The 15,590-nt window shown below is 39.7% G+C and carries 14 protein-coding genes; 4 read left to right on the top strand and 10 right to left on the bottom strand.

The window, feature by feature from the left end; translation table 11 throughout:
- The first annotated feature begins 561 nt into the window (after positions 1 to 561).
- Entirely contained in the window at positions 562 to 1,119 is a 558-nt protein-coding gene (locus V4P57_RS00070) for an SH3 domain-containing protein (RefSeq protein WP_455466194.1), read from the top strand.
- A 66-nt stretch (positions 1,120 to 1,185) separates the two neighbouring features.
- Here V4P57_RS00070 and irrA read toward each other — a convergent pair whose 3' ends face one another.
- Positions 1,186 to 1,680 carry an iron response transcriptional regulator IrrA gene (gene irrA / locus V4P57_RS00065; RefSeq protein ID WP_455466193.1) on the bottom strand — a complete coding sequence of 165 codons (495 nt, stop codon included), beginning with the start codon at positions 1,678 to 1,680 and terminating at the stop codon, positions 1,186 to 1,188.
- A 234-nt stretch (positions 1,681 to 1,914) separates the two neighbouring features.
- Between irrA and fabA the strand changes: the two genes are divergently transcribed.
- Genes fabA through fabI form a run of 3 tightly spaced genes read left to right on the top strand, consistent with a single transcriptional unit; the run spans position 1,915 to position 4,569 of the window.
- On the top strand, positions 1,915 to 2,424 hold the full coding sequence (gene fabA / locus V4P57_RS00060) for a 3-hydroxyacyl-[acyl-carrier-protein] dehydratase FabA (protein WP_455466192.1): 510 nt from the start codon (positions 1,915 to 1,917) through the stop codon (positions 2,422 to 2,424).
- Positions 2,425 to 2,480: 56 nt separating this feature from the next.
- Positions 2,481 to 3,701 (top strand): beta-ketoacyl-ACP synthase I, encoded by a 1,221-nt coding sequence (gene fabB, locus V4P57_RS00055; protein ID WP_455466191.1) that lies wholly within the window; start codon positions 2,481 to 2,483, stop codon positions 3,699 to 3,701.
- 49 nt (positions 3,702 to 3,750) lie between these two features.
- Positions 3,751 to 4,569 carry an enoyl-ACP reductase FabI gene (gene fabI / locus V4P57_RS00050; protein WP_455466190.1) on the top strand — a complete coding sequence of 273 codons (819 nt, stop codon included), beginning with the start codon at positions 3,751 to 3,753 and terminating at the stop codon, positions 4,567 to 4,569.
- Positions 4,570 to 4,858: 289 nt separating this feature from the next.
- On the opposite strand, the gene gpsA is transcribed toward fabI, so the two are convergent.
- From gpsA to dnaA, 9 genes are all read right to left on the bottom strand, one after another.
- A complete protein-coding gene (gene gpsA, locus V4P57_RS00045; protein ID WP_455466189.1) occupies positions 4,859 to 5,881 on the bottom strand; it encodes an NAD(P)H-dependent glycerol-3-phosphate dehydrogenase in 1,023 nt (340 codons plus the stop codon).
- A gap of 437 nt (positions 5,882 to 6,318) precedes the next feature.
- Entirely contained in the window at positions 6,319 to 7,185 is an 867-nt protein-coding gene (gene cyoD, locus V4P57_RS00040; protein WP_455466188.1) for a cytochrome o ubiquinol oxidase subunit IV, read from the bottom strand.
- Positions 7,185 to 7,850 (bottom strand): cytochrome (ubi)quinol oxidase subunit III, encoded by a 666-nt coding sequence (locus tag V4P57_RS00035; RefSeq protein WP_455466187.1) that lies wholly within the window; start codon positions 7,848 to 7,850, stop codon positions 7,185 to 7,187. Before V4P57_RS00035 ends, cyoD begins: the two co-directional genes overlap by 1 nt.
- Positions 7,847 to 9,865, bottom strand: coding sequence for a cytochrome o ubiquinol oxidase subunit I (cyoB, locus tag V4P57_RS00030; protein WP_455466186.1), 2,019 nt, complete (start codon positions 9,863 to 9,865; stop codon positions 7,847 to 7,849). The genes V4P57_RS00035 and cyoB overlap by 4 nt, the downstream gene beginning before the upstream one ends.
- 73 nt (positions 9,866 to 9,938) lie before the next feature.
- Positions 9,939 to 10,910 carry a ubiquinol oxidase subunit II gene (cyoA, locus tag V4P57_RS00025; RefSeq protein ID WP_455466185.1) on the bottom strand — a complete coding sequence of 324 codons (972 nt, stop codon included), beginning with the start codon at positions 10,908 to 10,910 and terminating at the stop codon, positions 9,939 to 9,941.
- Between the two features lie 116 nt (positions 10,911 to 11,026).
- Complete coding sequence (gene aroQ, locus V4P57_RS00020) at positions 11,027 to 11,491, bottom strand: type II 3-dehydroquinate dehydratase (protein WP_455466184.1); 465 nt, start codon at positions 11,489 to 11,491, stop codon at positions 11,027 to 11,029.
- 61 nt (positions 11,492 to 11,552) lie between these two features.
- Positions 11,553 to 12,686, bottom strand: coding sequence for a DNA replication/repair protein RecF (gene recF, locus V4P57_RS00015; RefSeq protein WP_455466183.1), 1,134 nt, complete (start codon positions 12,684 to 12,686; stop codon positions 11,553 to 11,555).
- A gap of 20 nt (positions 12,687 to 12,706) precedes the next feature.
- A complete protein-coding gene (gene dnaN, locus V4P57_RS00010; RefSeq protein ID WP_455466182.1) occupies positions 12,707 to 13,828 on the bottom strand; it encodes a DNA polymerase III subunit beta in 1,122 nt (373 codons plus the stop codon).
- 190 nt (positions 13,829 to 14,018) lie between these two features.
- Complete coding sequence (gene dnaA / locus V4P57_RS00005) at positions 14,019 to 15,590, bottom strand: chromosomal replication initiator protein DnaA (protein WP_455466181.1); 1,572 nt, start codon at positions 15,588 to 15,590, stop codon at positions 14,019 to 14,021.

Raw genomic sequence — 15,590 nt, 5'->3', positions numbered from 1 at the left:
CTATCTTAATACAAAAGTAATGAGCTACATTTTGAGCTGATAAATAAAACAATGATAGTAGTTTATACCTTATATAAATAAAGATAGTAGCACCCAATCGATTTTATATTACAGCATTCGCTGTGAAATGGTATTGTGAATAATGAGAAATGCCTTTTTAAAATAAGTACGTAAACGACAGCATAATGATGTTGCTTACTTCGTAAAGAATATGCCGTCGTTAAAGAACATAAAAACCAAAAGCGTGAGATAATATTTTTTATCTATCATACAAAAGCTTATACAGCTTACAAGATATTTAGCCGTTTTAATACTCAATATTCATCTCAAGCATATAACTACATGAGAATCGGAAGTCGATTTAAAGGTATCTTTTATAAAGATAAGCTACATTTAAAAGTGCAAATTTTTATCTTACTTATTCCATTATTTTTGTAACAATTTTTTTGTTGTTTAGATCTCTTTAACCAGCACTATGCCATAGCTTTAATCAATTCTCGATCCTATCTTCCGATTCCTAGATTGCCAATATATGAAATAAAGAGATAAAAAGGTTTAAGTGTGCAACATCCTAGTTGGTTTCGATTCTCAATACTTGCATTATCTATTCTAATAGCAGAAGTTTTTGTACTCAGTTCATTCCGTTTTTTACATGCACAAACACTCAATCAAAATTTTGGACCAAGCGGTTTACCGCTCCCGCGTTTTGCTTCGATTAAACCTACGCGTGTTAACGTACGCGTTGGACCAGGAAGTAATTATTCTATCATTTTTACTTACAAAAAGCAGGGTTTGCCTATTGAAATTATCCAAGAATACGATCAATGGCGTAAAATTCGTGATTCCGAAGGCGATGAGGGGTGGGTATATCAATCGCTTTTATCAGGGAAACGAACCGCTATAACTATTCCATGGCAAAAAGATAAAACAAAAAGGCTGATGTTACGCAAAAACCCTACCGACAATGCAGAAGTTGTGGCAGAAGTGGAGCCTAATGTCATCGGTTATATCCGCCAATGCGATGGATACTGGTGCGAACTAAATCTTAATAATACCCGAGGATGGCTTCCTCAATCCCAATTATGGGGAATATATCCTGATGAAAAAATAAAAGGTTGATGAAGCTTCCAATTAATCAAGTTCAATTTTTATTACTTATTGAAATTTTCCTATTCTATCATCAAATCAGCTCTTTGGTTTTAACCGAACTATCAAATCAACATGCGAAATTTCCATGCCCTCTGGTGGTTTAGGCAAATTGCCAATAATAGGGGCTTCTCCTAAATTGCAAGGAATATCAAGAATACGATTTTCGCCTTCTATATAAAAATGATAGTGATCAGCGGTATTGGTATCAAACCAAGTTTTTGAACCTTCTACGGCAATAATCCGTAATAATCCTGCTTCAGTAAATTGATGAAGTGTATTATAAACCGTTGCTAAAGACACAGGCACACCCAATCTAATTGCCTCTTCATAAAGCTCTTCAGCAGCAATATGACGATTGCCTTGAGAAAAAATCATATTAGCAAGCTCTAACCGCTGGCGTGTTGGCCGCAAGCCATTTTGACGCAAACATTTTTCTAACATAGAGATAGAATAATAATTCTCAACCTTCCCACAATCTTTCGCGGTTTGTTGTTCTTCATTTAAACCTAAATTGTCTGTGCTCACTGACATGTTAAAAACCACAATATATTTCTGTTCAAATAAGATTAAAATATAAAAAGTAGAAATGGTACGATACAATTCCTATGTTCCATTTCTAAATATCATTTTGATATAGGATACATAAAAAAGGGCGTTTGTCATTAAAAATGATATAAAATCATTTCCCTCTCCTTAAAATTTGCTCTAAAAGTAAGTTAGAGAAAAGCGCGGAAGTCAAAATATACACAAATAAATGGAGTAACAATGGCTGAACAAAAGTCTCGCTACACTTATGAAGAACTGCTAAGCTGCGTTCGCGGCGAAATGTTTGGTAAGGGTAATGCGCAATTACCAGCACCGCCAATGTTAATGATTCATCGAATCACCCAAATCAATGAAACTGGTGGTGAACATAATAAAGGAATGGTTCGTGCTGAATTTGACATTACTCCGGAACTATGGTTTTTTGACTGCCACTTTATAGGTGATCCAGTCATGCCAGGGTGTCTTGGTTTAGATGGTCTGTGGCAATTAACAGGTTTCTTTCTCGGTTGGTTAGGTGAATTGGGAAAAGGGAGAGCTATATCGACAGGTGAAGTAAAATTATCAGGTATGGTAACTCCGCAAACTCAACTTCTTGAATATGGAATAGATTTTAAACGTATCCGGCGTGGGAATTTGGTTTTAGGAATAGCTGATGGGTGGGTAAAAGCAGATGGAGAAGCCATCTATAAAGCTAGTGATTTACGCGTTGCTTTATTTAAAGAAGATTGAAATTATTTCCATTGGAAGGGACATTTTTTTATTCTTTATGAAACGAGGAGGTATGAATGCGTCGAGTTGTTGTAACTGGAATGGGAATTGTCTCCGCGATTGGAAATAACCCTCAAGTTGTTTTAACCAGTTTGCGTGAAGCAAAGTCTGGAATTTCTTACGCACCCAAGTATGCCGAATTAGGCTTCCGTAGCAGGGTTTATGGCAAACCTGATATTAATGTAGAAGAATTTGTTGATCGACGTGCTTTGCGTTTTCACGGACGTGGAACGGCTTGGAATCATATCGCTATGGATCAAGCGATCGCTGATGCGGGTTTAGAACCTCATGAAGTATCCAATGAAAATACGGGCATCATTATGGGTTCTGGAGGTCCTTCGACTCAATCAATCGTTGAAGCCGCTGACATCACACGTCAAAAAGGTCCAAAGCGCGTTGGTCCTTTTGTTGTGCCTAAAGCAATGAGTTCTACAGCATCCGCAACGCTTGCGACTTTTTTTAAAATTAAAGGCGTGAACTATTCAATCTCTTCGGCCTGTGCCACCTCTAATCATTGTATTGGCAATGCTTACGAATTGATACAATATGGCAAGCAGAATCGCATCTTTGCTGGTGGTTGTGAAGATCTGGATTGGACATTATCTGTTTTATTCGATGCTATGGGTGCTATGTCCAGCAAATATAATGATGTACCAGAAAAGGCTTCGCGTGCTTATGACGCTAATCGTGATGGATTTGTTATTGCTGGTGGAGCTGGCGTTTTGGTTCTTGAAGAGCTAGAGATCGCTAAAGCACGTGGTGCAAAAATCTATGGAGAAATTGTTGGTTATGGTGCTACATCCGACGGACACGATATGGTCTCTCCATCGGGCGAGGGAGCAGAGCGGTGCATGCGCATGGCACTTGCAACGGTAAATAATAAAATTGATTATATCAATCCCCATGCAACAGCAACGCCTGTTGGTGATCCCCCTGAAATAGAAGCAATCCGCCGTGTTTTTGGAGAAGGTGATCAATGTCCACCAATTTCCGCCACAAAATCTCTGACTGGTCATTCCTTGGGGGCCGCAGGTGTTCAAGAAGCGATCTATACACTGTTAATGATGAATCATAATTTTATTTGTGAGAGTGCCCATATTGAAGAACTGGATCCTGCTTTTGCCGATATGCCAATTGTTCGTGAACGTCGTGATCATCAACAACTTAATACTGTATTATCAAATACATTTGGTTTTGGCGGTACCAATGCAACGCTCGTTTTCCAACGCTATGCATAAGCAGGAGTTCTTAGCTAGTTGAAAAAAGCATGGTCTTACGGAGAATAATATGAAGGGTTTGATGGAGGGCAAACGTGGCCTTATTATGGGGGTTGCAAATGATCATTCAATTGCATGGGGCATTGCGTGTCAACTAGCAGAAGCAGGAGCTGAATTAGCATTTACCTATCAAGGAGATGCTTTTGGAAAACGAGTTCAACCGTTAGCAGAAAAACTCGGCTGCAAATTGTTGCTTGAATGTGACGTTGAAAAAATTGAAAATGTCGATCACCTCTTTGAACATCTTGAAAAAGAATGGAAAACTATTGATTTTGTTGTTCATGCCATTGGCTTTTCAGATAAAGCTCAACTAAAAGGACGTTACGTTGATGTTACAACACGCGAAAATTTTAAGCGCACAATGGTTATTTCGGCTTATTCCTTTACTGAGATTGCCCAGCGTGCTGGTAAGCTTATGCCCAATGGAGGTGCGCTTTTAACACTCACCTATGGAGCTTCACAGCAAGTTGTCCCTAATTACAATATCATGGGTGTGGCTAAAGCTGCTTTAGAAGCTATGGTACGTTATTTAGCCGCAGATTTTGGTCCGCAAAATATTCGCGTTAATGCAATTTCAGCAGGTCCTGTCAGAACTTTGGCTGGCAATGGTATTGCAGCTGCACGTGCAATTTTTTCATATCAACGCCGTAATGCGCCATTGCGCCGCACTGTAAATATTAATGAAATAGGAAGATCTGCTCTTTACCTACTCTCTGATTTATCATCAGGTGTTACTGGCGAAATTCATTATGTTGACTCAGGTTATAACATTATGTCTATGCCAACACTTGAAGAATTAAAACAAAGTGAAGAAACTCGTGGGGAATAACTATTCATAGCACTTTAAAGAGTGCAAAAATGATTATGTGCCAATCATTTTAGAAGCGTATTGCCATTTTCTCTGGGGCATATAATGTTTATAATTGATAAAAGTAGCTTATTTTCAAAGATACGACTCAAGCAATGAGCAGATTTTTCACGTGTAAATTATGTCGCAGAAAAAACTAGCTTATATAACTCTATAATTCGCTAAAGCGTTATCGTTTTATCTAATGGTCAGCGTAACCTATCTCAAAGGTTTGTTAATTATAATCGTATTTCTTATGTGTTTAGATAATCTAAAAGCGTACTGTATCGTGCATTTCATCTTTAAATGACCGGCTTAATAATGTATTAGCTGCTTCAACTGCACTTTTATTACAAAACAAAACTTGATAAATTTGCTCTGTAATTGGCATTTCTGCTCCTATACGTTGTGCTAATGTACGCACTTCTTTAGTATTTAAATAACCTTCAACAACTTGGCCAACTTGTTTCTCCGCTTCTTTTATATTTACTCCTTGGCCAAGCAACATTCCAAAACGTCGATTGCGGGACTGGTTATCAGTACATGTCAAAACCAGATCACCTAAGCCTGTCATACCCATAAATGTGGAAAGCTCAGCGCCCATAGCAATGCCTAAACGACTGATTTCAGCTAACCCTCGTGTTATGAGAGCTATTCGAGCATTTGCTCCAAATCCCATGCCGTCTGATATTCCCGCACCAATAGCAATGACATTTTTGACTGCTCCACCTAATTGAACACCGATCATATCTGAATTTTTATAAACTCTAAAACTTTTGCTACAATGGAAAAGTCGCTGTAGTTCTTCACTAAATTCATCATCAGAAGCTGCTACCGTAATTGCAGTAGGCAAGCCGATAGCAAGTTCTTTAGCAAAAGTTGGTCCAGAAAGGACGGCTAAAGGGACTTTATCACCTAAAATCTCGCGGGCAACTTCTTGTAAAAGGCGTCCTGTGCCATGTTCTAAACCTTTCGTTACCCAAATAATACGTGAATGTTGATCCAAATAAGGCTGAATATTGTGTAATACCTGGTGAAATACATGGCTTGGAACAGCAATTAATATATTGTGACTTGCTGTTATTGCAGTTTCAAGTGAAGCTTCAAGAAACAGATTTTCAGGAAATCGAATATCGGGCAAAAATGTCTGATTACAGCGATATTTCTGTAATTCTTTGATATGTTTAGGATTATATCCCCAAAGTAAAACACAACGGCCGTTACGGGCAAGAGCAATAGCCAAGGCAGTGCCAAAAGAACCGGCACCAATAATTGTCATCGAAATGGCTCTCATTAAATTTTCTGACTATTTTCCAAATTTTAGTTTCTACTTCTAATTACAGGTTGTTATGGCAAATATTTTTAATACAAATTCACTAACTTTGAAAATACTACTCTTTTATAATTTTATTATAACACAATATAAAACCTTTTCAAAATTCTCATGTTCTCTGAACTGAATTGTATAAATGTCATTCTTGTATATTCTATAAATAGCTGCTTATCTCAAATAAAAATTAAAGCTTCACTGAACTCTCCATGGACTCTATCATCAAAAATGCATTCAAAATCATGATGATGACTCTATAGCCCCAATGTTTATCACCCACCTTACATCCTACAAAATTTTTTGTAACCCACATGTTAAAAAGAGCCAATGCACCTAGCATTGGCTCTACGAATCGTCTTCATTCTTAGCAACTGCTTTACAGAAATTTGCCCATTTGGCGCTTATTCCGTAGACATTTCTACGCCTGGTGCCTGCTCTACAGGAACCTGCATATTTGGCAATTGCCCCACAGGCATTCCTACACCTGGTGCCTGTTCTACAGGAGTTTGTGTATTTGGTACTTGCCCCACAGGCATTTCTACACCTGGTGCTTGCTCTACAGGAACCTGCATATTTGGCAATTGCCCCACAGGCATTTCTACGCCTGGTGCCTGTTCTACAGGAGTTTGTGTATTTGGTACTTGCCCCACAGGCATTCCTACACCTGGTGCCTGTTCTACAGGAGACTGCATATTTGGCGATTGCCCAACGGGCATTTCTACGCCTGGTGCCTGTTCTACAGGAGTTTGTGTATTTAGTACTTGCCCCACAGGCATTCCTACACCTGGTGCCTGTTCTACAGAGGTTTTTGTATTTGGTAATTGCTCCCTAGACACCTCATTACTTAATAAACCGCCCAAAGTCTCTTGTGTGTCTGATAATTTCTCCGTCGATACAGAACTATCTCTTTCTGACATTTCCGACTCAACAACACGTCCTGAACCACCCATCATATTATAATTCAAATGAGAAATAGCCCACCAAGTGCCTCCAATAATAATAAAAACGCAAATGACCGCAAACCATAAAGCGCTTAAATTCCATTTAGTATCTGGACCAGAATTCAAATGCAAAAAGAAAACAATCTGCACAATAATCTGAATAATCGCCATCCCAATAAGATATACAACCTTTGTGCTAATTGCCCAACTTTCCATCATTCCATACATCACAGGAATAAAAGAGCCTAAAGTGAAAAATACGGCAAGGATAAAACCAACTAAATAGGAACCAGTACTGGGACCATGTGCTTCTTTATGCATGCTCATTACAGTGCTCCTAACAAATAAACCATGGTGAAAACACCAACCCAAACAATATCAAGCAAATGCCAAAAAATTGAAAGGCATGCTAAACGTGTTCTATTATCCTGATCCAAACCATGACGACGAAGATGAAAAAACATAACCACCATCCAGAGAAGACCGGTACTCACATGAAGACCATGGGTGCCAACCAAAGCAAAAAACGCTGACCAATAGGCAGATAATACCTCTCGTCCAAAAAGTTTTAAACCCGTTGCAGGATCAATACCAGCATAAGCACCAGGATCGTAATAGAACACCTCACCCAAAAGTTCATGAAATTCATAAATTTCCATTCCAATAAAGCAAGATCCAAACACAAAGGTGATAGCCATCCATAAACGCACAGCACTGAGATTACCTTTATGCACTTGTACCATTGCAAACCCATAAGTAATTGATGACAGCAACAAAATAGCAGTTTCAACCAAAACAAACTTTAAATCAATAAATTCATTGCCCGCTTTTCCTCCACCATAAGAAGCAGAAAAAACAGCAAAACTTGAAAAAAGCGTTGAGAACAGGATCAAATCCGAAAGAATATAGACCCAAAAACCAAATGTCATTATCGAGCTACTGTCGTGATGATGTTCATCAATGTGAGTATCATTCATTGTCATCGTGCTCATACTGTTGCTCCTTGTTCTTTAAGAACAGCTGTAAAAACATCCTCAGTTTTTTGCACTTCTTCAGCTGAAATATAGTAACCATGGTGATCACCCGTTAACGAATGACACACGATCGTTGCAATAAAACCAATCAATCCAACCGCAACAAGCCACCAAATATGCCAAACAAGCGCAAAACCAACGACTAACGAAAAGAACCCTGCAATAATCCCTGCTGATGTATTGGAAGGCATATGAATTTTTGAAAATCCACTTGTTGGACGCTGATAACCATTCTTCTTCATATTCCAATAAGCATCGTCAGCCTGTACTTCCGGAATTATTGCAAAATTGTAAGCAGGAGGAGGTGAAGAAATAGACCACTCAAGCGTACGTGCATCACCCCAAGAATCATTTAATGTTACCGGTAAGCGTCCCTTATGTTTGATACCGTACCAGATCGCCAAAATAACTTGTAGCACAAAACAAAGAATACCGAGCAATATAATAAAAGCGCCTAACGCAGCAATCATAAACATCGGCTGCCAACTAGGTTCCATGTAATGCTGGAGACGACGCGTAGCCCCCATCAAACCAAGTGCATAGACTGGGAAAAAGGCAAGATAAAAACCAATAAACCAACACCAAAAAGATGCAATACCCAATGCCCGATTCGGTTTATAGCCAAAAACTTTTGGAAACCAAAAAGCAAGTCCAGCTAAGTACGCAAAAACGACACCTCCAATAATTGTATGGTGAAAATGTGCTACCAAAAACAGCGAATTATGAAACTGCCAATCAGCAGGCACGATAGACATCAAAACGCCCGTTAATCCACCACCAACGAACGTAAATATCATTCCTATGCACCAAAGCATCGGAGGCTCGAAACGAATTCGACCTTTATACATAGTCAACAACCAATTAAAAACTTTAACACCCGTTGGAACCGCTATGATCATCGTTGCAATACCAAAGAAGGTATTCACAGCTTCACCACCACCCATTGTGAAGAAATGGTGTCCCCAAACAACAAGCGAAAGAATCAAGATGACCAACATTGCCCATACCATTGAAGTATAACCAAAGAGGCGTTTTGAAGAGAAAGTCGACACAACTTCAGAAACAATCCCAAAAGCAGGAACAACCAAAACATAAACTTCAGGATGACCAAAAATCCAAACATAGTTAATCCACACCATCGGATTTCCGCCACCAACATTGGTAAAGAAATTCATGCCCAAATAACGATCACATGCCAAGAGCGCAAATGCTACAGTTAAAACAGGATAAATAACTAAAATAAGGACATTGCTAACAAAAGCACTCCAACAAAAAACAGGCATTCTCATCATTGTCATCCCAGGAGCACGCATCTTAATAATGGTCGCGACAAAATTGATTGCACCCATCGTTGTCGCGATACCAGAAAGTTGCAGCGACCATAAATAATAATCTACCCCTGTATCTGGACTACCTTGTAACTCAGAGAAAGGTGGATACATCAACCAACCACCACGACCAAAATTTCCAACACCTAGGGATATGTTAATCAATATTGCTCCTGCAGCTGTAATCCAAAATCCCAAATTATTTGCAAAGGGAAAGGCAACATCACGAGCGCCAATCTGAAGCGGTATAAGATAATTGAAAAGACCGAATAAAAGAGGTGTGGCCATAAAAAAAATCATGATGGTGCCATGAGCTGAAAAAATCTGATCAAAATGATCAGGTGGCAAATACCCTGCTGTTTCACTCCCAAGCGCCATAGCCTGATGCGTCCGCATCATAATTGCATCAGCAAAACCACGAACAAGCATGATAATAGCAAGAACGATATACATAACACCGATGCGTTTATGATCAACCGTTGTAATCCAATTTCGCCATAAAACTCCCCACCATCCAAGTATCGTTAAAGCAATAACAGCAATTAAACCACCCATAACAATCGCAATACATGTGTATAAAACGATCGGCTCATGTGCCAGTGCATGAAAAGCACCAGCCGTAGGATCTGTAAGTCTTCCAAACATTTCTTAACCCATATCAAATGAATTTCAGTTAAAAGAAACCTTATTTTAAAAGCTTTCTTTCTCGATTGATGCTCTAAATAACACCAGGATCAAAAACAGAACAAAGCGCACCCCAAAGAGTCTGAGCCGCAGCACGCTTCATTAAATCTTCATTACACACCGTATTTTCATCAACACACCGATTTACAATCCGGTAATAAAGTCGTTTCTCAATGGGTGCAAAATAACGCACTTCAGCATCTTTTTCTTTCGCAACAACATCACCCATACGAGGCGCAATGGAAAGCTGACGATAAGATGCACGATCAAGAACTTGTCCATGAGACCGAGCTTTAGCAATCCAATTATCAAAATCTTGCGAAGATACAGAATGCCATCTAAATCGCATATTTGCAAAACCATCACCACTGTAATTTGCAGAGGTTCCTTTGAATATTCCTTGCTTATCCGCCACCAGATGTAATTTAGAATTCATCTGTGGCATAGCGTAAAGGACTGTGCCTAGTTTTGGTACCCAAAAGGCATTTACAGAACTTTCCGATGTCAACTGCAAAAAAACTTGACGACCTTTAGGCGCGTAAATTTCATTGATCGATGCAACATCATACTCAGGATAAATAAAGAGCCATTTCCAATCGAGCGCTACAACATCTACTTGTAACGGTTTCCCTTCACCAACGATTTCCACTGGAAGAGGGTTCTCTGGCTCAAGCTTATAGGTATAATAAGCTGTCAATGAACCTAAAACCATTACAATTACAATTGGAATGCCCCACATAAATGCTTCAATTTTATTGGAATGCCCCCAATCAGGTAAATATTCTTCTGCACTGTTCGATGCACGATACTTAATGGCCAAAAATACAACACCCACCATAACTGGAACCACAACGAAAAGCATAACAACGACGCAAATAACAATCAAAATAAGCTGTTGCCGCGCAACATATCCTGCTGGGTGAATAACGTCAAATTTACAACCAGATAAAAGCAACGCCACCCCTAAAATTACGAGCATCTTTATTTGTTTAACGAAGCTTCTCATTTCACCTGCCCCATCATACATATTGTAAGTTGTTACCAAGAAACCGATAACACCTCACAGATATGCTTACCCATTTAAAAATAATTATCAAGTAAATTCAAACACCCTCATTGAGATTATACAACTTTTGCCCCTCTTATACCAAGTTTAAACCTCTTAGCGATATATTCAAGAGCAAACCAATATCCTTCACTGCCACACCCAACAATAACCGCATTCGCAGCTGCAGAAACATAAGACCGATGACGAAAATCCTCACGCTGATAAATATTGGATAAGTGAACTTCTACTATGGGACCTGTGAATATTTTTAATGCATCAAGAATTGCAACAGATGTATGGCTGTAAGCAGCTGGATTAATGATCAATCCAGCACTCACCCCAATCGCTGCCTGTATCCATTCTACCAATTGACCCTCACAGTTACTTTGATGAAAATGTATTATCACACCAGCTCTTGTTGCCCATTCCCTGCACAATTTTTCAATATCTTCTAGAGTTTCGGTTCCGTAAATTTCTGGCTCACGTTGACCTAGAAAATTTAAATTAGGACCATTTAAAACCGTTATAATTATGGACATAGTAAGCCTCTTCACCTCGACCATCACCTTATAAAAAACTTTAGCATGTTTTTACTGCTTTTTATTGCAATAAAGCTCCATCTTTAATCTCAAAAAACTCTGCTCGTCCTTTTAAGGAATCAAATAAAATGCGATCTGTTCCTGTCATAAATGTTTGCCCACCTAAATCATCAATAATATCAAATAAAGCAGCACGCCGATAAGAATCAAGATGAGCAGCCATTTCATCAAGAAGAAGAATGGGAGCCCTATCCGACACCACGCCTGTTAAACGCGCATGACACAAAACCAAACCTGTCAGAAGAGCTTTTTGTTCGCCCGTTGAACAAGATGTTGCTGCCACATTTTTATCAGCATAAAAAACCTGCAAATCTGTGCGATGCGGTCCTTCTAATGTTCGCCCAGCGGCGCGATCTATTGCGCGATTATGCTGTAATTGATCACAAAACTTCTCTTCGACCTCAACCGCTGATATCTTACTCAGAGCCGTTTCTAAAAAACCATCAATTTGCAAAAAAGCCCGTGGAAAAGGTATCTGTGATGGCGTTTGTGCAAACATGTCATTTAAAAGTCGAATAACATCGATACGCGCCGCAGCAATAGCTGTCGCCAATTCGGCCATCTGCTTTTCTAAAGCATTAAACCAAGCACGATCTTCACTTCCATCCAAAAGCAAACGATTACGTGCGCGCATAGCTCTATCATAATCTGCTATGCGGCGACTATGCAAAGGATCAATAGCCAAAACCATACGATCTAAAAAGCGACGGCGCTCAAGTGAAGAACCTGTAAAAAGCCCATCCATAGAAGGAGTTAGAATACTAATATGACAGTAATCTGTTAGACAATCACCCGTCTCATTCACACCATTAATATGTACTTTTCGACTGTTATTATCAACTTCCAAAGCTGTACCAATATTTACTTCACCATAAAGCGCACATTGAAGACGTGCAAATACAACAAATCCTCCACCTCCACCATCCGCAAAACTAACATCAGAATAAGCCGCACGCCGTAAACCACGACCAGGAGAAAGAAAAGACAGCGCCTCTAAAAGGTTAGTCTTGCCAGCACCATTACGGCCAGTAAAAACTACATGCTGACCTGAAAAATGAATATTAAAGGAAGAATAATTGCGATAACGCACAAGCTTTAGCTGTCTTACTGCTACTTTGTGCACACGATCAGCCACGCATTGCAAAACTATCGTCCCTAAACGCGAATGGGCATTAGCACATAAAGTGCATCCGCATTATCATTATCACGAATCAAAGCTGGCGCCCCGGCCTCAGCTAACATGAAAACCATCTCATCGCTCGAAAGTTGCCCAGAAATATCCAATAGATAACGTGAATTAAACCCTATTTCAAGCGGATCGGATGTGTAAGTCGCTGCTAATTGATCTTCCGCACGCCCAGAATCAGGATTGTTAACAACAAGCCTCAGTTGCCCACGCTCAATCGTTAACTTCACCGCACGCCCACGATCATTCGAAATTGTTGAAACACGATCAACTGCAGAAGAAAAATCCTGCCTGTTGACAATTAACTTTTTATCATTTCCTGTAGGGATAACGCGTTGATAATCTGGAAATGTTCCATCAATTAACTTTGATGTAAAAACTGCAGAACCTACAGAAAAACGAATCTTTGTTTCTGAAATCTCTACACATACATCACCGTCAATTTCTTCAGAAAGAAGCTTTTGCAATTCTCCTACGGTTTTACGAGGTATAATGACGCCCGGCATTCCATCAACACCTGAAGGAGCCTCCATGTCAACTTGTGCCAAGCGATGACCATCGGTAGCAACAAAACGCAACTTCAGAACACCATCATTAATAACGTGAAAATAAACACCATTAAGATAATAACGAGTTTCTTCAGTCGAAATAGCAAACTGTGTACAATCAAGCGAATGCCTCAACCCCAATGCCGATAGAGAAACACGATAACCAAATTGACCCGGAAGAGATTCTGGAAAATCTGCCTTCGGAAGGCACTGAAGCTGAAAATTAGCACAACCAGAAACAACAGACATCGTACTTGCCTGATTCTCATCAACTGATAATACAATCTCGTTGCCATCAGGAAATTTCCGAATTATGTCATACAACAAATGTGCCGGAACGGTTATTGCCCCTGCTTGCTCAACATTGGCGATAAAAGATTCTGTAACTTCTAAATCAAGATCTGTTGCCTTTAATTGCACACTCCCATTCTCTGCATCAATCAGCACATTTGATAAAATAGGAATAGTATTGCGGCGCTCCACCACGCGGTGAACGCGGCCAAGAGACTTGAGAAATTGACTGCGATCAACTGTAATACGCATAAAATCTCCATTATAATCTACCAAAAACTATAGAAATCCTCTAGAAAAATAACCTATCCCCTTAAGAATCATCTGCCAAATCCTATTCAACCTCTCTTAAAATGGCAAGTAACTCCTTTATAAGAAAAAATAGCTCTCCTCACGAAACTCTCTGCGAGATTTCTCCCAAAAAAAGCAAAAACTATAAATACTATGCAGCCTGCTCCCCAATCAACCGCTTAAGCAATTCAAGCTCTTTGGCCAAAGTCTGATCACCACAAACCAAATCTTCAATTTTACGTACAGCATGTAAAACTGTTGTATGATCACGCCCTCCAAAACGGCGTCCAATTTCTGGCAATGAGCGAGGCGTCAACATTTTTGCCAAATACATCGCAACTTGCCGTGGCTTTACAACTGTACGGGTCCGACGATTAGACAATAAATCTTGCTTGGAAACATTATAATGGCGCGCAACCGTGCGCTGAATTTCTTCGATCCGGATACGCTTAGGTTCACCAGAACGTGTCAAGTGGCCCAATAACTCATCAATCCGTTCTAACGATAAATCAGACTCGAAAGATTGACGGAACAATAACTGATTAAATGCTCCTTCAATATCACGTCCCGACCCTAAAACTATTTTCGCAATATACTCCAGAATATCATCAGGAATCGAAATCATGTTATCATCTTGTTGTGCCACCTTCAACCGCTGGTGTAGCATTTTCAAACGCATTTCATAATCTGGTGCTTCAATTTCAAGGGCTACTCCTCCCTGAAGACGAGACCGAACACGAAGATCAAGCGACTCTAATTCTGCTGGTGGACGATCTGCAGCCACAACAACTTGTTTTGCACTATCAAGCAGCATATTAAGCAAATGACAAAATTCATGCTGTATCGACTTTCCCTGCAAAAATTGCATATCATCAATAATGAGAAGATCAATATCACGAAGCTGCTCTTTAAAAGAAAGAGCATCATTATCACGAATAGCCGTCGCAAAACGCCACATAAAATATTCAGCGGTCAAGTAAATAACCCGCGCAGGCGTAAAACGCTTCAGTGCTGCAGCTGCAATTGCTTGAAGCAAATGTGTTTTCCCTAAACCCACAGATGCGTGAATAAAAAGAGGATTAAATCTTAAAGCACTCTTATGTCCTTCTGCAATCGAACGCGCAGCAGCTAAAGCAACACGGTTAGAACAACCCTCTACAAAACTTTCAAAAGTATAACGAGAATCAAGTGGTGAACCAAAAACACCCGCTTGAACATTCTTCACGGAATGCTCTGTGTAACTCTCAACAAGAGACGGAGGTGTTCGCTCTTCTAGAACAACAGGAGAAGCACTCGTTTTACAGACCACACCTCCTGAGACGCGCTTCATACCGCGAACGATGACTTCAACGCGAAGAATCGCTGAATTCTCTTGTTTCCATAAATTTGTCAAAAGAGAACCATAGTGATTATTAATCCATGAGCGCAAAAATGCTGTAGGAACAGAAAGTTTTACAAGATTACGGCTATACTCAGCAAGCTTCACACGACCAAACCAACTCGTATAAGCCTCAATACCAACCTGCGCTTTTAATTGCGCCATTACACGCGCGAAGGCCGCCACACCTTCCTCTTCTGAAATAATAGGGAGATCCATAGAAGCATTTCCACTAACAGCCCCATCACTACCCGTCACCTTATCCTTTATTATTTTCTCTGCTGACAGGACATTCACTAAAATTCCTTTACAAGAACCAGCTTTAGAGTTCAATTTATCCACCAT

The sequence above is a fragment of the Bartonella sp. B39 genome, assembly GCF_053795145.1.
This window is presented reverse-complemented; position numbering and strand designations above follow the sequence as displayed.